16 protein-coding genes and 1 pseudogene are annotated in these 17,180 nt (G+C 37.6%); 5 read left to right on the top strand and 12 right to left on the bottom strand.

Annotated elements, in window-relative coordinates:
- Window positions 1–8: 8 nt before the first annotated feature.
- The 10 genes and pseudogenes from DQL14_RS03665 to DQL14_RS03610 all read right to left on the bottom strand — a co-directional run bounded on the left by DQL14_RS03665 (window position 9) and on the right by DQL14_RS03610 (window position 11,372).
- Entirely contained in the window at window positions 9–647 is a 639-nt protein-coding gene (locus DQL14_RS03665) for an NUDIX hydrolase (protein WP_108169857.1), read from the bottom strand.
- Entirely contained in the window at window positions 647–1,858 is a 1,212-nt protein-coding gene (gene csd3, locus DQL14_RS03660) for a peptidoglycan DD-metalloendopeptidase Csd3 (RefSeq protein WP_108169856.1), read from the bottom strand. The genes DQL14_RS03665 and csd3 overlap by 1 nt, the downstream gene beginning before the upstream one ends.
- Window positions 1,859–2,059: 201 nt before the next feature.
- A complete protein-coding gene (locus DQL14_RS03655) occupies window positions 2,060–2,140 on the bottom strand; it encodes a R.Pab1 family restriction endonuclease (protein ID WP_231952929.1) in 81 nt (26 codons plus the stop codon).
- A gap of 271 nt (window positions 2,141–2,411) precedes the next feature.
- Window positions 2,412–3,083 carry a R.Pab1 family restriction endonuclease gene (locus tag DQL14_RS03645; protein ID WP_108169854.1) on the bottom strand — a complete coding sequence of 224 codons (672 nt, stop codon included), beginning with the start codon at window positions 3,081–3,083 and terminating at the stop codon, window positions 2,412–2,414.
- Window positions 3,070–4,062, bottom strand: coding sequence for an adenine methyltransferase (locus tag DQL14_RS03640; protein ID WP_108169853.1), 993 nt, complete (start codon window positions 4,060–4,062; stop codon window positions 3,070–3,072). Before DQL14_RS03640 ends, DQL14_RS03645 begins: the two co-directional genes overlap by 14 nt.
- Window positions 4,063–4,107: 45 nt before the next feature.
- Window positions 4,108–6,429, bottom strand: a complete 2,322-nt coding sequence (gene gyrB, locus DQL14_RS03635) for a DNA topoisomerase (ATP-hydrolyzing) subunit B (RefSeq protein ID WP_108169852.1) — start codon at window positions 6,427–6,429, stop codon at window positions 4,108–4,110.
- Window positions 6,430–6,441: 12 nt separating this feature from the next.
- On the bottom strand, window positions 6,442–7,566 hold the full coding sequence (gene dnaN, locus DQL14_RS03630) for a DNA polymerase III subunit beta (protein WP_108169851.1): 1,125 nt from the start codon (window positions 7,564–7,566) through the stop codon (window positions 6,442–6,444).
- 56 nt (window positions 7,567–7,622) lie between these two features.
- Window positions 7,623–8,690: pseudogene (locus DQL14_RS08625) on the bottom strand (phospholipase A).
- Between the two features lie 14 nt (window positions 8,691–8,704).
- Complete coding sequence (locus DQL14_RS03615; protein ID WP_108169849.1) at window positions 8,705–10,033, bottom strand: sodium-dependent transporter; 1,329 nt, start codon at window positions 10,031–10,033, stop codon at window positions 8,705–8,707.
- A gap of 10 nt (window positions 10,034–10,043) precedes the next feature.
- The gene (locus DQL14_RS03610) at window positions 10,044–11,372 is read right to left on the bottom strand and encodes a sodium-dependent transporter (RefSeq protein ID WP_108169848.1); all 1,329 of its coding nucleotides are present in this window, start codon (window positions 11,370–11,372) and stop codon (window positions 10,044–10,046) included.
- A gap of 230 nt (window positions 11,373–11,602) precedes the next feature.
- On the opposite strand from DQL14_RS03610, the gene ybgC reads away from it, so the two are divergent.
- Together ybgC and DQL14_RS03600 are read left to right on the top strand one after the other, a co-directional pair.
- Window positions 11,603–12,004, top strand: coding sequence for an acyl-CoA thioesterase YbgC (ybgC, locus tag DQL14_RS03605; RefSeq protein WP_001203796.1), 402 nt, complete (start codon window positions 11,603–11,605; stop codon window positions 12,002–12,004).
- Window positions 11,994–12,254, top strand: a complete 261-nt coding sequence (locus DQL14_RS03600; RefSeq protein ID WP_108169847.1) for an HP0495 family protein — start codon at window positions 11,994–11,996, stop codon at window positions 12,252–12,254. Before ybgC ends, DQL14_RS03600 begins: the two co-directional genes overlap by 11 nt.
- On the opposite strand, the gene murD is transcribed toward DQL14_RS03600, so the two are convergent.
- Together murD and mraY are read right to left on the bottom strand one after the other, a co-directional pair.
- Window positions 12,251–13,519, bottom strand: coding sequence for a UDP-N-acetylmuramoyl-L-alanine--D-glutamate ligase (murD, locus tag DQL14_RS03595; protein ID WP_108169846.1), 1,269 nt, complete (start codon window positions 13,517–13,519; stop codon window positions 12,251–12,253). The two genes, DQL14_RS03600 and murD, sit on opposite strands and share 4 nt — an antisense overlap.
- A gap of 1 nt (window position 13,520) precedes the next feature.
- Window positions 13,521–14,582, bottom strand: coding sequence for a phospho-N-acetylmuramoyl-pentapeptide-transferase (gene mraY / locus DQL14_RS03590; RefSeq protein WP_108169845.1), 1,062 nt, complete (start codon window positions 14,580–14,582; stop codon window positions 13,521–13,523).
- A gap of 125 nt (window positions 14,583–14,707) precedes the next feature.
- On the opposite strand from mraY, the gene DQL14_RS03585 reads away from it, so the two are divergent.
- From DQL14_RS03585 to DQL14_RS03575, 3 genes are all read left to right on the top strand, one after another.
- A complete protein-coding gene (locus DQL14_RS03585) occupies window positions 14,708–15,544 on the top strand; it encodes an HpaA family protein (protein ID WP_108169844.1) in 837 nt (278 codons plus the stop codon).
- 104 nt (window positions 15,545–15,648) lie between these two features.
- Window positions 15,649–15,837 carry a 50S ribosomal protein L28 gene (rpmB, locus tag DQL14_RS03580; RefSeq protein ID WP_001118998.1) on the top strand — a complete coding sequence of 63 codons (189 nt, stop codon included), beginning with the start codon at window positions 15,649–15,651 and terminating at the stop codon, window positions 15,835–15,837.
- A 148-nt stretch (window positions 15,838–15,985) separates the two neighbouring features.
- Complete coding sequence (locus DQL14_RS03575) at window positions 15,986–17,122, top strand: potassium channel family protein (RefSeq protein WP_000890463.1); 1,137 nt, start codon at window positions 15,986–15,988, stop codon at window positions 17,120–17,122.
- The last annotated feature ends 58 nt before the right edge of the window (window positions 17,123–17,180 follow it).

Below are 17,180 nucleotides of genomic sequence, written 5' to 3'. Positions count from 1 at the left end.
AATTCCTTTTAAACATTTTTAAACTTTTTTAAATGCCATAAAATGGCTAAAGACAATCCGGTGGTTTTAGCGTATTGAAAATCCATTATAAAATCAAAAGCTTTTGATCGCTCTAAAAACAGCACTTCAATCTTTTCTGCATCAATCCCCCCACCCTTTGAAACTTTCAAATCCGCACGCACTTCAGCGTAATAGAGCGTTTGCAAACTCCCACTCAACCCGGTCGCGCTATAAAATTGGCCTATGGTTTCTAAATTTTTAGGGCTAATTTGATAACCGCATTCTTCTAGCGCTTCTTCGCAAGCGATTTCTTCTAAACTCTTATTAGCTTTATCCACAAGCCCCGCGCACAATTCATAAGTGTATCCGTCAATATTTTGATCTTGATCGCGCTTAAAATGAAAACGGCGCGCATAAATGGCTGGGCGGAATTGTTTCACAATCACAAAACAATCGGATTCTTTTTCATAGAGTAAAACCGCCACGCTGTCTAAAGACTTAATAATATCCCATGTTTTCTTAGTATTCTCTTCATTATAATGCATGCGTTTTAATTCTATGAAATTAGAGCTAGAACAAGGCTCTAAATACACACTGGAATCATCTATTAAAGATTTTTGATTGAAAGCATTCTTAAAATAAGACATTAAAAACCCTCTAAAAGATAAAATGAATTTTTTTCAAAAGAATGGGTTTTAAAAAGTTCTTCTAATTTTTGCTTAGAATGCTGAGCTTTTTCTAAAAAAACCTCTCTTTGCTTGCCATGCAATTTGCTTTTAGCGGTGCGGATATAGCCTAAAGGATTAATGGGGCGGGAGTTTTTATACACGCCAAAATGCAAATGCGGTCCGGTGCTTAAACCCGTGCTTCCCACTCTGCCTATGATTTGCCCTTTTTTAACGAATGATCCTTTTTTCAACCCCTTAGCAAACGCGCTCATGTGAGCATACACCAAGCGCAATTCATTCAAATGGATTTCAACCACATTCCCATACCCCGCCTTAACCCCTATAAAACCCACACGACCATCTGATGCAGAATGGATCAAGCTGCCATGTTTAGCCGCATAATCCACGCCGTAATGAGGCCGTCTGACTTTTAAGACAGGATGGAACCTCCCATACGAAAAAGGCGAAGAAATGCGGGTGTATTTCACCGGGGTTTCTAATAAAAACCCTGCCACTTCTTGTGCTTTTGAGTCATAATAGCGCCCGTTTGAATGGGAAAAAAGATAGTATTGGTGCAAACGAGAGCTAATCATGGCTATTTTAATGGTTGGTTGGCCAAACGCTTGCCCCACACGATAATCTCTTGTATAGACGATAGCGATTTTATCGTTTTTTGCCAGGCGTTTAAAAGGCACGCTTTTTTTATACGCGTTCATCAATTGGTTGGCTAAAAGGGGGTCATTGGTGGCTTTGACAATATCTTGATAGGGCGAGGTTTGTAAAGAAAGAAGGAGGGTTTTTTCTTTACGAGTGAAGATAATGGGGATAAAGTCTAAAAAATAATCCTCCCCTTTTTTGTAAATATGGATTTGTAAATCCTGGCTTATAGGGATAAGGGCTTGAATGAGCGTGTTGTTGGCATCTCTTAAGGTGTAGTAGGTAACATTGCTTTGAATTTCAGCGCTCAATTCTTTATCTTGAGAGCTCAGGTTGTAGTAGAGTTTTTGAGGGATATGGTTTTTTTCTAAAAACCCTAACAGCGTGAGCTTATCCCACACAAGCCTTTCACCCACTAAAAGAGTTTGCTTTTTAGCCATTCCATCGGCTTTTAAAAGAACCCCATGGGATAAAAAAGCAACCATTAAAGAATAGATAAAATTTAAAATAATTTTCTTACGAAAAAATACCATGCAGTTGTTTAATGCCTTCAATTGAATCTGTATTTTATTAGTATAACATAAGCCATTAAAGAAAAACGACAAGTTTAAAGCCTAGCCTTGTTTTTATAGCTTTATGAAGCGCGTTTTATTGGTGCATGGTGGTTTCTCATAAATGGTTTTATCCCGTCTTATAGCGTTGGGTATTTTCTTTTTAATCAATCCGTATCATTGTTAATTTTGAAGTATTTTTTCTAAAATCTTTAACACATCGTTATGGTGCACTTGGCTTAAAAGCCCAAAAATTTTAAGCATTTCTAAAAACATGGGAGCGTTGGTTTTATGGATGGGTGAAGCACCCAAACGCTAAAGCGATTGGGCTTCCTCGGCTGATGTTGCCCATAGGGAAAGTTTGGTTCTCACTTTGTGTCCCTAATCATAGGGATTTTACAGAGTTTGATCTCCAACGCATTCCCTACAGGTCTCACACATCATATCTCCAAAGGCGTAACTTTGCGTACTTCCTACGCTAGATACAAATGTATGGAGATATTATACTACAAATTAGCAGCATTCATCCCAAACACTAAAGATGTTTGGGATTTCTGCTTGGGTGGTTTAAAAAAGCATGTTCTTTGAGTGTAGCGGTTCTGTTTAATAAGGGGGTAGCGGTTTTTAATTCCAAAATAGAAAAGCAAAAATACAGCATGGCTTGGGTTTTAGAGCCGTATTGTTGCTCTCTAATAACTATTTCGCTCAATTGATTATCACTAAAAGAATGAATGAGTAAGGGATAAGAGATGCGTGAAAGTTCAAAATCCATGCCCCCAAATTGATGCGATCTAAATCTTTCTCTTGTGATCATAAAATTATCTTCTATAAATTGTTTTTGTTTTTCTAAATATTTTAAAGTATTTTCTAAATTTTCTAAACTGATTAAACCTAATTGCTTAGCGTAATAAATCATTTCACTCAATTCATAGAGAGTTTTTACTTTATTATTAGCCCCTAAAAAATGATATTTTTCATCTTTTAAAGTAGTGAGTTCAAATTTTTCTTTATCTTTAATGGGGACATCATAACCGATCTGCCACTCTATATAATGCTTTAAACTAAAAGGGATTTTTCTAGTCGCTGTTGAAATACCATAATCGCTAAAGGCATGTCTGATTTTCACACGCACTTTGCCTGAAATTGAAGTTAAAGGAATAGAAATCTCAATCGCTTTTTTATCACCACTAACTTTAATCAAACTCACAAGGGTGTCCTTGAAACAATTTTTTAAAATATTCTAAACGTGCTCTTTTATCTTTCAAAAAAGCGTCTTTAATTTCTAAAAAAGCAAAATGATCAATGATAATATCCAAATTACCAAAATAATAAGGGATTTTAGGAGCAATTTCCTTAAAATAATGGATATACTGGTAATAAATCAATTTATCTTGACTGATTCGCACCGCATTTTCGCTTGGTGCGTTTAAAAAAGTTTTGTTGCGTTTGAGAGCGTTAATGTCTCGCATAGGGAAAAAATAGCCCACGCATGCACCAACCTTTTTAGCGTTAGGGTATTTATCCACATAGTTAGCTATATAGTCAAAATCGTTTAAGCATAGCGTCGTATCGCAATCAGTTGGAAAAACAAAACGCCTAATCTCTGCATAGTCCATTCGCCCTCGCTCATATAAAGCTATCACAATAGGAAATTCGTTACTTTTGGTGAAAGATTTAGAAGAAACAACAAAAGCGTCTAAAAGCCTGTAATTATCCTTAAATAGCTTTAATTGCTTAAAATTAGCTTCTTTGATGAGATAAGATAAAGGGTGTAACACGCAAATAAACGCCGGCTTTAAAATTGCAAAAGATCTTAAAAAACTTATCCCCAAATCTCGGGATTTCAAATGATGGTCTATCTCAAAATGAAAGTTTTTATCTTTTAATTTTTGTTTGGCAAAAGAAGTTCTATCGTTATAGGGGGGATTGCCCACGATGATTAAAGGCTCATCTTGGCTAATGCCATAATTTTCTCTTTTAGGATTAACTAGAGCGTTTATTATTAAAGCATCACACTTGGGGTCAATATCCGCTCCTATTTTTTTAGGGTGGTGGAGCTTTAAAAACTCTTTATTACCACATGCGGTGTCTAAAAGCGTATAGTTTTCAATACCAACATGCTTTTTTAAAAGCTTGTAAGTGCAATCCACTAAATAAGGGGGCGTGTAATAAGCCCCTAAATTCACGCTCTCTCGCTGATTTAAATGTTTGGGAGTGGCGATTAAAATCCCTTACACATCTAGCTGTTTCACGTCTTTAGCATGCGCTTGGATAAAGGCTCTTCTAGGCTCTACTTCATCGCCCATGCAAAGCGAAAAGACTGCATCGGTTTTTTCTAAATCTTCAATTTTGAGTTTGATCAAGCTGCGGTTTTCTTTATGCATGGTCGTTTCCCACAAATCATTAGGGTTCATCTCGCCTAGCCCCTTATAGCGCTGGATATTCGCTCCCTTTTTAGCGTGATTTTCCACTTCTTCTAAAAACGCCAAAATATCCTTATCTTCTAAGAAATCTAAATTATATTCCATAAGTTTTTGGTAAGTGTAATTCGCTTCTTCAAACAACACTTCTTTAAAGAGGTTGTCATCTAGGTTAAATTCCACCAAGCCTTTAGGGGTTTGCGCATGCAAATGCAAGCTTTCTTCAGTAGCAAAAGAGCGTAAGATCTGATAATTCAAGCCCTCTAATTTTTCCAAAATGCTTTTTTCTAAAATTTTCATATCAAAGCTTAAAGCGTCCTTAGTTTCAATCAAAAAGCGTAAAATTTCTAGCAAATTGTAGCGTTTTTCTAATTCCAAAAGCGTATAGCGGTAATGACGCGCCACTTTTAACAAATTCATCAAATCGTTCTTGCCAATCCCTTCAATATCCACCGAATTGATGCCATGCTCAATTAAAAAATGATCCAAAGCGACGCTGTCTTTAAGATAGATTTCTGTCTTGCCTTTCTTGTATTTGTAAAGAGGGGCTTGAGCGATATAAACATGCCCTTGTTCAATCAGCGGGCGTAAATAACGATAGAAAAAAGTCATCAGCAAGGTTTGGATATGGCTCCCATCCACATCAGCATCGGTCATGATAATGATTTTGTGATAGCGCAATTTTTCTATTTCAAAACTCTCTTGAATGCCACACCCAAAAGCCGTGATCATGTTTTTAATTTCTTCTGATTTTAGGATTTTTGACAAATGGCTTTTTTCCACATTTAAAATCTTACCCTTTAAGGGCAAGATCGCTTGGAAAACCCTATCGCGCCCTTGTTTAGCGCTCCCGCCCGCGCTATCGCCCTCCACTAAAAAGATTTCACTCTCTAAAGGGTCTTTACTCTGGCAATCGGCTAATTTTCCAGGCAAAGTGCCGACACTCAAATTATCCTTTTTCCTTGTAAGCTCTCTGGCTTTCTTGCTGGCTTCTCTGGCTTTTGCGGCTAGTAGGGCTTTATTGGCAATGATTTTGGCTTCGTTAGGGTTTTCTTCTAAAAATTGATGGATTTTATCATAGACTAATTTTGAAACCAACGCGCGCGCATACGAACTGCCGAGTTTGGATTTAGTCTGCCCTTCAAATAAAGGCTCGCTCATTTTCAAGCTCACAACAGCGATCAAGCCCTCTTTAATGTCTTCAGAGATGGGGCGCGACTCTTTGGTTTTAATGTTATTGTCAATGTATTGCAAAATCGCCTTAGACAAGCCCATTTTAAAGCCCGCCTCATGCGTGCCGCCCTCAGAAGTTTTAATGTTATTCACAAAGCTTAAGGTGTTTTCATTGTAATCATCAGCATACGCTAGAGCGACTTCTATAGAAGTGCGCGTTTCTTCATCCATGCTTTTAAACGAAATAATGGGGGTGAGCAATTCTTTTTTAGCGCTGTCTTTAACGAATTGTTTCAAGCCGTCTTCATAGAAATAAGTCTCTTGTAGTTGGGTTTTTTCTTCTTTGAAAGAAATTTTTAAGCCGTCGTTAAGATACGCCATTTCTTTAAAGCGTTTTTGCAAAATACCCGCTTGAAATTCAACGACTTCCATCACGCTTTCATCAGGGAAAAATTCAATAGTCGTGCCGCTTTCTTTAGCACTTTTGGTTTTGCCAATGATTTCAAGCTCGCTAGTAGGAATACCCTTTTCAAACTCTTGGCGATAGATTTGACCCTCTTTTTTAATCGTCATGATCAAGCGTTTGCTCAAAGCGTTCACAACCGAAACGCCCACGCCATGCAAACCGCCTGAAACTTTATAAGTATCATTATCAAACTTGCCTCCCGCATGCAAAATCGTTAGAACCACGGTGCAAGCGGGGATTTTTTCCGTGGGGTGAATATCTACAGGAATGCCTCGCCCGTTATCTTCTACAATGCATGAACCCTCATCAGTCAAAGTGATATTAATCGTATCGCAAAAACCCGCCATGCTCTCATCTACAGCGTTATCCACGACTTCATACACCATGTGGTGCAACCCACCCACATTGGTATCGCCAATATACATTCCAGGGCGTTTCCTAACCCCCTCTAAACCTTTTAAAACCTTAATACTATGGCTCTGGTAATTTTGCATTCAATCAAGCCTTTATAGTGTGATTGGCATCATCAAAGTGGAAATTTTAGCGTTCAAGTGGCTTTGCTTTTCATCAAGAGGCTCTTGGATCAAAAAAGGCGAAGAAGGCTCATTGCATTTTAAAACGAATTGCGTTGTCCCTAAAGCGTTTAAGGCTTCAAGGAAAAATTTAGCGTTCACGCCCAAATGAAAGGCTTTTTCAATATCCAAACCTTTTTCAATCTCAACAGAGGTTTTAGCCGTTTCGCTATGCTCAGAATCCAAAGATTCAAACAAAGCGTTGTTTTTTTCTAAAGTGAGTTTAATGGTGGAGCTTAAAGAACTGCACAATTTAATGCTCTCTTTAAATTCTTCCTTGCCTAAAGTGAAAGAAGAAGTGTATTCTTTAGGGAGGATTTTTTGATAATCAGGGTAATTCCCATCAATAAGCTTGGTGAAAAAAGTGTGCGTTTCGTTTTCAATTACCGCTAACATGCCATCGCTTTTAAAACTGAAATTTTCATAAAAAAGCTTAAGGATTTCTAATAAAGCTCTTTTAGGTAAAATACAAGAGATGTCTTCTTCAGTGGAATGGATAGAGACTTTTTCTAACTGCGTGTAAGAGAGCCGTTTGGTATCCGTGCCTACTACTGAAAGGGTTTGATGTTTTTGATCAAATTGCATTAAAATACCGGCTAATTCCCTTTTATGGCTGGTTTGCTCAATCACAGGAGCGATCTTTTTAAACGCATCTGTTAAAAAGGGGGCATTGACTTCCAAACTCACTTTGGGATCTATAACAGGGAATTCAGGGAACTCATCAGCGTCAAACATGGGGAGTTTGAAAGAGCTTTTATTTTGTTTGATCACCAAGCTGTCATCTTTAGTCTCTAAAACAATGTTAGAGTCTTTTAAACATGAGATAATATCCAAAAACTTTTTCCCGTTGATCGTGCCAACGCCCTCTTTATCGCTAGATTGCGTAAAAATATAGCTTTTTAGCCCAATATCTGAATCGCTGGCTTTTAAAAAAAGCTTTTCTTTAATGACTTCTAAATGGATGTGTGAAGCGATAGAAGAAGCGTCCTTTTTATCCAAAAAAGCTTGCAAGTAGCGCAAAGCATTTTCTAAATCGTTTTTACTAACACTGATTTTCATAATTGAATAATCCCCTTGAATTTTTGGTCTTAATTATAGCATAAAAGAACGCTTTTTTAAGGGTTTAAGCGTATTCCTACCCCTATACGATTGGAAAAAACATCGTATTCATACAAGCCATCGCCATAGCCGTTAAACCACTGCGCATAAATCCCCACAAAAGGGTTAATGCGGTAGGTATAGCCTAATCGGAAAGCTCCATGCCAGCGATCATAACGCCAGTATTGCGTGAAAATATCATAAAGTTGCAATTCAAAATGGTGGCGCCCTCTCCTGTAATCTATCTTGGCGTTCCCATACCCCATGTAATCAATCAAATTAGGGTTGGATTGATCATAAGGGACATAGGGCCAATAAGCGACCATGATTTTTAGGCCTCCCTTTTCCCACACCAAACGAAACACAGGGCGTTGCCCCGCGCTCACCGAACGACACCCCCCCTAGCGCACATCTTTTTGCCCGTTATAATCTTTAACGATCACAGGCCCTCCTAGGAATTGGTTTTCAGGATTACCTTCTTTATTAAAAGGCTGGTAACATTGCGCGCCTCCCACGCCATTAGAAATGTGCTGCCAACCTATCCAAATTTCAGAAAAATTCCCTATCTTACCCCCAAAAGGTTTAAAATTGATAGGATAAACATAAATGAGTTCAGGCATAAAATTGATCATTCGCATGGGAGCGGATTGGGGGTCATTGTAAATTTGAAACCAGTTAGTTTGGGTATAAGCCAAATAAAGCGTGCCTTTAGTCCAAAGAATATGCCTAAATACAGGCACTCTAAAACTGATTTGGAACTTAAACTCATTGCGTTGATACGGGTTGATATTGGGGTGGTACCATTGAAAAATGGGGGTGAAACTATGATAAAAAGGCAGAAAATAAGTGCCTAGATAATCCATCATGTTTAAATATTTTTTAGCAAAATCCACCCAAGAATGTTCTTTGGGGGCTTTTTGTGGAGGGAGATACCAAGAATTGGACAAATCGTTTTGCGTTTTAATGATGTGCAAATCCTGTTTGCGCAAATAGTAGTTATAATCCACCTTAAAATTATCTTGTGAAAATTTTTTGCCTTCTAACTGACAAACTACAAAAATCATAAAGAGCCAAATGCTTTTCATCAAGCATCCTTATTTCACTTAAATTGCAAGATGAAAATCGCTAAAATCACTACAGGCGCGATAAAACGAACGCTAAAATGCCACGCTTTAAAAGCGTTTGCGTTAAAGAAATGCTTCGTGGCTAAAAAAGAACGCTTTTTATTTAAAATCCATCCTATAAACAAGACTGAAAACAAGCCTCCCAAAGGCATTAAAAATGAAGAAGTGATGAAATCCAGCCACCCAAACACGCTCTTATGAGCAAAACTCAAAAACTTAGCGTATCGTTCATTCATAGAAAGAATGACTAAAACGCCTAAAACATACACAATAACTCCTATCCATAGCGACGCTTGAATGCGCGAGAAATTAAAACGATTGATGAGATAAAGCGCTAAAGGCTCTATCAAAGAAACCGTGGAAGTGATCCCCGCAAAAACAAGCGCCATAAAGAAAAAAAGCGAGACAATCTGCCCGCTCATGCCCATTTTAGCGAAAGTCAAAGGTAAGGAAATAAAAACAAGCCCTGGCCCTTGAGACACATCTGCATGGTATTCAAACACAAAGGTAAAAATCATCACCCCAGCAATCAAAGAGATTAAAATACCGGGCAAGACAATCAATAAAGAGCTTTTGAATAGATTTTCTTTTTTGGGCGTGAAAGCTGAATAAGTAATGATCGTGCCTACCCCCAAACTCAAAGAAAAGAACATCTGCCCTAAAGCGTCCATAACAACCTTAAAATCAATTTTTTGAATCTCAAAATTAAATAAAAAGCGCAAAGCTTTAGGCATGCTTTCTAAAGTCATCGCATAGATTAAAAGCCCTATGAAAATCACAAACAATAAGGGCATCAGCACGACATTTAATTTTTCAATCCCCTCTTCAATCCCCCTAGAAACAAACCATATTGTCGGTAATAAACATGCGCTAAAGCCAATAACAGGCCAGATTAAACTGCCATTTTGGAGCATGCTAAATTGCATTTTAGCTTGCTCTAAATCTTTAGGCAAATCAAAAGTTACTACAAAAAGATAGTAAAGCACCCAACCTAACACCACCGCATAAAAGGATAAAATGAGAGGACCGCCTAAAATAAAAAAAGAAGTGAAAGGGTAATATTTTTTCCTTTTGGGATCTAGTATTTGATAATTAGAAACAACATCTTTTTTACCCAAATTCCCAATCAGCATTTCCACTAAAAGCATAGCAATGCCTAAACTCAAGGTTAGCGCTAGATATAAAAGCACAAACGCGCTCCCCCCATTATGACCTACCATATAAGGAAAACGCCAAATATGCCCTAAACCGATAGAGCTACCCAAAGTGGCTAAAATAAAGCCTAATTTAGAAAATTTTCCCATGCCAAATATTTTAATAAATCTTGCTCAACCAAATGGAAAACACAATTAAAGGGGTGATGTATTTAAGCAAGAAATACCAAGTTGCAAACAATTTAGGGCCTAAAAAGTGCGTGCTTAAAAGACGCAATTTTTCTTTTTTCAAAACCCAGCCCATAAAAATAAAGGTTGCCATCCCGCCTAAAGGCATGATAATGGTGCTTGATGCAAAATCCAACCAATCAAAAAGACTTTTTTCAAAGAAAGTGAGATAATCTTTATAATCCTTATGGAGCGAGAAAATCAACACCACGCCTACGATAAAAATTAGCGCTACAAGACCCCAAGTAACCTTAAAACGAGAGTATTGATACTTTTCGGTAAGATACATCACGCTTGGCTCTAATAAAGCCACCGTAGAAGTGATGCCAGCAAAAGCGAGCGCGAGCAAGAAAAGAATTGAAACAAGAACGCCTATCGCTCCCATTTGGCCAAAAACCACCGGTAAAGAAGTGAAGATTAACCCTGTGCCTTGTGAGACATTCGCCCCATATTCAAACACAAAAGTGAAAATCATAAGCCCTGCCACAAGAGAAATCAAAATCCCTGATAAAACTACCCAAATCGTGCTTTTAAGCAAATTCTGCGTCTTATCCGTAACCGCAGCGTAAGTGATATTGATCCCTAAACCTATGCTTAAAGAAAAGAAAACCTGCCCCAAGGAATAAGTGAACACTTGAGAGGTCAAATCTTTTGGTTTGAAATCAAACATGAAATGAAAAGCTTTAGAAAAAGAATCCATGCTCATCGCATAAAAAAGCAAACCAAAAAAAGTAGCAAAGAGTAAGGGCATTAAAACCAAATTGAGCTTTTCAATGCCTTCTTTAATCCCCCTAGAAACAATCCATCCGGTTATCAATAAAACGCTAAAAAGCCCTATGGATTGTAACCTAATGGATTGTAAGGTATCATTAAAGATTTGTTCAGATTCTTGGATATTGTTAGGCAAATTAAAACTAATACTCACTAAATAATAAAGCACCCAACCTAAAATAGTGCTATAAAAAGTCAGTATTAAAGGCCCAGAAATCAGCAAAAGCCCTGCGTATTTCCAGCGTTTTTTAGGGCTAAGGTCAAGCTCTTTAAAAGCTTCTGTTACATTTTTTTGCGTGCTTTGTCCTAATAGCATTTCAGCGATAAACATCGCCGCGCCAACGCTTAAAGATAAAAATAAAAATAATAAAACAAAAGCACCCCCACCACTCACCCCAGTCATGTAGGGGAAACGCCAGATATGCCCTAAACCTATCGCACTCCCTAATGCCGCTAAAACAAATCCTAATTTAGAAAAATGATTACCCATATCTTAACTACCAAACTCCTTGTAAATGATTAAAATTAAAGAGCCATGTCCTTAATCGTCCAACTATTGCTGTATTAGTTTTTTAAAATCCTTAAAGATCTTAAGATTTAAGAAAAAACCCACTTTAAAAATACCTAAAAAATATAGAGCAACGCCCTTAGATTATACTATAGTTAAGTTACATATTGTATAATTTTAAGAAAATTTCATTATTTGAGTAAGGGGAATTAATGCGCTGTAGGGTATATTACGAAGATACCGACTCTGAAGGCGTGGTCTATCATGCGAATTATTTGAAATATTGCGAAAGGGCTAGGAGCGAGTTTTTTTTTAAACAGAATGTCTTGCCAGAAAATGAAGAAGGCGTGTTTGTTATCCGCTCTATCAAAGCGGATTTTTTCACCCCCGCAAGCCTTGGGCAGGTCTTAGAAATAAGAACGCAAATTAAAGAATTAAGAAAGGTTTTTGTGGTGCTTTTTCAAGAAATTTATTGCATCCAAAACGCTTCTTTAGAGCCTATGAAGCCTTTTAAAGTCTTTGCTTCAGAAATCAAGTTTGGCTTTGTCAATCGCTCCACATACAGCCCTATTGCCATTCCTAAATTGTTTAAGGAGCTGTTCAATGCCGTCTGATTTAGAAAAACCCACTATTATTTACCCTTGCCTTTGGGATTATAGGGTGATTATGACCACTAAAGATACGAGTGCGTTAAAAGAGCTTTTAGAAACCTACCAACGCCCCTTTAAATTGGAATTTAAAAACACTTCTAAAAACGCTAAATTTTATAGCTTCAATGTTTCTATGGAAGTTTTAAATGAAGCAGAACGGAACGAGATTTTTCAAAAAATTTCACAATTAGACAAAGTGGTTCAAACGCTTTAATCCTTCAAAACAAACGCTTTAAATTTTTCACCCCTTTCTTTATACGAAGAAAATTGATCCAAACTGGCTGCGCTGGGTGAAAGCAAAGCGATTTCATTTTGCGATAAAACGCTTTTAATTTCTTGAACCGCTTTTTCTAACTCCAAACAAACCTGACAAGAAACATTAAATTCTAACGCTAAGGCTTGGATGATAAAAGCGCTTGATCCTATCGCATAAAGGCTTACTTCATGATTTTTAAATTCTTCAAAAAGGGGGGTTAAATTGACCCCTTTAATATCGCCCCCTAAAATCAAATGGATTTTTTGGTTTTTAAAGGTTTTTAGAGCTTGCAAGGTGGCATCAATATTCGTGGCCTTGCTGTCATCTACCCACAAACGCCCTTCTTTATCCCTAAATTCTTCCATTTTATGCGATCCGATTTTGAAAGCGTTCAACCTTTTAAGGGCGTTTTCTTTATAATCTTGCCATTTTAAATTCTTTATTTTTAAAAATTGCTCATAAATTAAAAGGGCTAAGGCCGCGTCTAATAAAAACGCTCCCTTAAAAAAAAGGGCGTCAGAAGGGATTTTTAAACGCTCTAAAATCTCTTCGCTTTTGTCAAAAAAGATTTTTTGCGCTTGCGAGTTTTGAATAATGGGGTGTTCTTTGAATTTTAAAGGGAGGATAGCGAGCGAAGTTTTAGGCATCAATGTTAAAACCTTGAGTTTAGCGTTCAAATAATTTTCAAAACTGCAATGCCAAGTCAAGTGATCGGCTTCTACATTGATGAGCAAGTAGATTAAAGGGTGAGCCTTATTAGTGTAATGCAAAGAAAAGGAGCTTGTTTCTAGCACCCACAAGGGCGATTGTTTTTCAAACAATTCAATCAAGGGCGTGCCAATATTCCCCCCACTCACAGCCTTAAAATCTTCTAAAAGCATGGTGAGCATTTCGGTCGTGGTGGTTTTCCCGTTAGTGCCGCTAATACTGATTATAGTAGGCGTGAAAACCAAATCAAACAAGCTGTCAATATAATCGTATTCGCTCACTAAATGCTTGGCTTTTATGACTAAAGGGTGCGTGAAACTAATGCCAGGGCTGACTACCTCTAATTGGGAATCATTAGGGTTAAAATCCTTACTAGGGTAGCAAAGAAAACCCTCTTCATCCTTATGAAATGAAGTGAACTGATCATCAAAAAATTTGACTTCGTTATGGTTTTTTTTAAAAAAACGCGCTAGGGCTAGAGTGGTTTTGCCATGCCCCAATAAAGAGATTTTCATTTTAACGCACCTTCAAGCTTAAAAGAGCGATTAAATTACTCAGCATAGAAATGATCCAAAAACGCACGATCACCTTGTTTTCTGCCCAGCCCTTTTGCTCAAAATGATGATGGATAGGCGCCATTAAAAAAAGGCGTTTTTTACGGGTTTTATAACTCCCTACTTGCAAGATCACAGACAAAGTTTCTACCACAAAAATAGATCCCATTAAAACGAGTAAGATTTCATTATGCGAAACAATAGCGTTATAAGCGATAAACCCCCCCAAAGCCAAACTCCCACTATCGCCCATAAACACGCTTGCCGGGTTGCAGTTATACCACAAAAAGCCAAAGAGCGATCCCACTAACGCCAGCGAGACAACAAACAATTCCCCCACATCTATGACTTTAGGATAGAGCAAGTATTTAGAAAATTCCGCATTCCCTGCCACATACACAAAGATAGAAAGGCTTAAGAGGGTGAAAATGCTAGGCACGCTCGCTAAGCCGTCTAACCCGTCGGTTAAATTCACTGCATTGCTCGTGGATAAAAAAACCAACACCCAAAAACCAACCGCTAAAATCGTGGGCATTTCAAACAAAGGGTTTTTCAAAAAAGGCGCGTATAAAAAAGTATCCAACCCCTTAAGGCTCAATAAAACAGACACTACAAGCGAAAGGACAAACAGCATGCCAAATTTCATTTTCGCGCTCATTCCGGCGTTATTTTGCTGGTTGATTTTAGTGTAATCGTCTCTAAAACCCACAAAACTAAAGCCCACTAACACGATTATCCCTAACAACACATAAAGATTGCCCAAAGACGCGCACAACACGCTCGCAACAATGGTTGCAAAAACAAACACAATCCCCCCCATCGTAGGGGTATCCTTTTTATTCTGGTGGCTTGGCACAAAGCTTGAAATGGGCTGGTTAGCCTTTTTAGCCTTGGCCCATAGAATGAATTTAGGCATTAAAAAAAGCGTGAGGAAAAAGGCTATGAAAAACCCTAACCCTGCTCTAAAAGTCAAATACTGGAAAAGATTGATATTAAAATAGCCATATAGTAAAGAATAGAGCATAAAATCCCCTAAAATCGCCATGCTTGAAATTTAGAAAAAAAGAAAATTGTAGCGCAAATTGATTTACTTAAAAATAGCATGAATAAGGTAGGATAGGGGTTTATTTTAATTTTTAGGAATCTTTTATGGAGCGTTCGCTTATTTTTAAAAAAGTTAGAGTTTATTCTAAAATGCTAGTGGCTTTATGGCTTTCAAGCGTATTGATTGGTTGTGCGATGAATCCAAGCGCTGAAACAAAAACACCAAATGATGCCAAAAATCAAGTTCAAACTCATGAAAGAATACAAACAAGCTCTGAACATGTTACGCCGCTAGATTTTAATTATCCGATACATATTGTTCAAGCCCCACAAAACCACCATATTGTAGGTATTTTAGCGCCGCGCATTCAAGTGAGCGATAATCTAAAACCCTATATTGATAAGTTTCAAGACGCTTTAATTAATCAAATCCAAACTATTTTTGAAAAAAGAGGCTATCAAGTGTTGCGTTTTCAAGATGAAAAGGCTTTAAATGCGCAAGATAAGAGAAAGATTTTTTCCGTTTTGGATTTGAAAGGGTGGGTAGGAATCTTAGAAGATTTGAAAATGAATTTAAAAGATCCCAATAATCCTAATTTAGACACGCTAGTGGATCAAAGCTCAGGCTCTGTGTGGTTTAATTTTTATGAGCCAGAAAGCAATCGTGTAGTCCATGATTTTGCTGTGGAAGTAGGGACTTTTCAGGCAATGACCTATACTTACAAACACAGTAATTCTGGAGGTCTTAATTCTTCAAACAGCATTATCCATGAAGATTTGGAAAAGAATAAAGAAGATGCGATACATAAGATCTTAAACAGAATGTATGCGGTTGTCATGAAAAAAGCTGTAATGGAACTTACAGAAGAAAATATTGCCAAATACCGAGACGCTATTGATAGAATGAAAGGCTTTAAAAGTTCTATGCCTCAAAAAAAGTAGTTCTTAAACGAACCATTTAAAAATTAGCCTTAAAATCAGCCTTTTTAAAGGCTATTTTAAGTATAATGCAAAGTTTATTTCAATAATTAAATTAAGGATACACAATGGCAAAAAGATGCGCTTTAACTTTTAAAGGGCCTATGATAGGCAATCATGTCAGTCATGCGAACAACAAAAACAAACGCCGCTTACTCCCTAACTTGCGATCGATTAAGATCCAATTAGACGACGGCACGACTAAACGCATTAAAGTGGCTGCTTCCACTTTAAGAACCATGCGTAAAGGGGCTTAGCCGTTTAGGGTTTTTATAACATCTTTAAAAACCCTTAAAACTAAACTTCTTTATTAAATATCAATTTGGTGCGATTGGGCTTGATATTTTAAGGGAGTTTAAAAATGAAACGCTTTCAAAAAAATTTATTTTGATCTAGGAATTGGCTTTGTTGGAAAAGTTGAAATTTTTTAAAATCAAAAAAGACGATGAAATTCAGCCAGAAGTCAATTTAAATTCTGAAATCTATGAGCAATTTAAGGTCTTTAGACTCCCGCTTATTTTAATCCAATTGCTTGTGCTTTTAGGCACTCTGGGATACTTCGCCCTAGAAAATTATAGCCTTATGCAAGCTTTCTTTCAAACGACTTACACCATGACAGCTACAGGGTTTGGCGCTTTAAATGAAAGCCAGTTTGGGCCTATAAGTATTTTTTTAACTTCCATTTTAATGTTTTTTGGGGCAGGAATTATTGCCTTTAGCGTGGCTATTTTAGTTAGCGTGGTCAATAAAGGCACGCTTACCAGATTGATTAAGGAGAAAGGTATGATTTACAAAATCGCGCGCCTTAAGGATCATTATGTGATTTGTTACCACAACGAATACACCATTGAATTGAGCAAGCAGTTCCGCTCCGCTCAAATCCCCTTTGTGGTCGTGGATAATGACCCCAGTTTTGAAGAAGAAGCCATTAAGCACAAATACCCCTACTATATCATAGGCGATCCGCACACCAATTTAGCCATGCTAAAAACCCACTTAAGCAGCGCTAGGGGCGTTGTGGCTTTGTCTAAGATTTTACCGGTGAATGTGGCGTTAATGGTGAGCGTGCGCTTGTTTGAAAAGGAATTAAAGCGCAAACCTTATTACATCATTGCGAGCGCGCATAGCGATGAAGGCTTAGAAAAATTAAAAAAATTAGGGGCTGATATGGTGGTTTCCCCTACAAAACTCATGGCGCAGAGAGTGAGCGCGATGGCGGTGCGTCCGGATATGGAAAATATCTTAGAGCGCTTTATCAATAAAAAAGACACGCTTTTAGACTTAGAGGAAGTGATTGTCCCTAAAACCAGCTGGCTTGTGTTAAGGAAATTAAAAGAAGCCCATTTTAGAGAGATCGCTAAAGCGTTTGTGATTGGTATCACTCAAAAAGATGGCAAATACATCCCCATGCCCGATGGAGAAACGATCATTGCAAGCGAATCTAAACTATTAATGGTTGGCACTTCAGAAGGCGTTGCGACCTGTAAGCAACTCATCGCTAACCATCAAAGACCCAAAGAAGTGGATTACATTTCATTGTGATTGATACAGCCCTTTTTAAATAGAAAAGGCTTAGCTCTCATCAAATATGGATAATAAA

Source organism: Helicobacter pylori NCTC 11637 = CCUG 17874 = ATCC 43504 = JCM 12093 (genome assembly GCF_900478295.1).
Lineage (GTDB): Bacteria > Campylobacterota > Campylobacteria > Campylobacterales > Helicobacteraceae > Helicobacter > Helicobacter pylori.
This window is presented reverse-complemented; position numbering and strand designations above follow the sequence as displayed.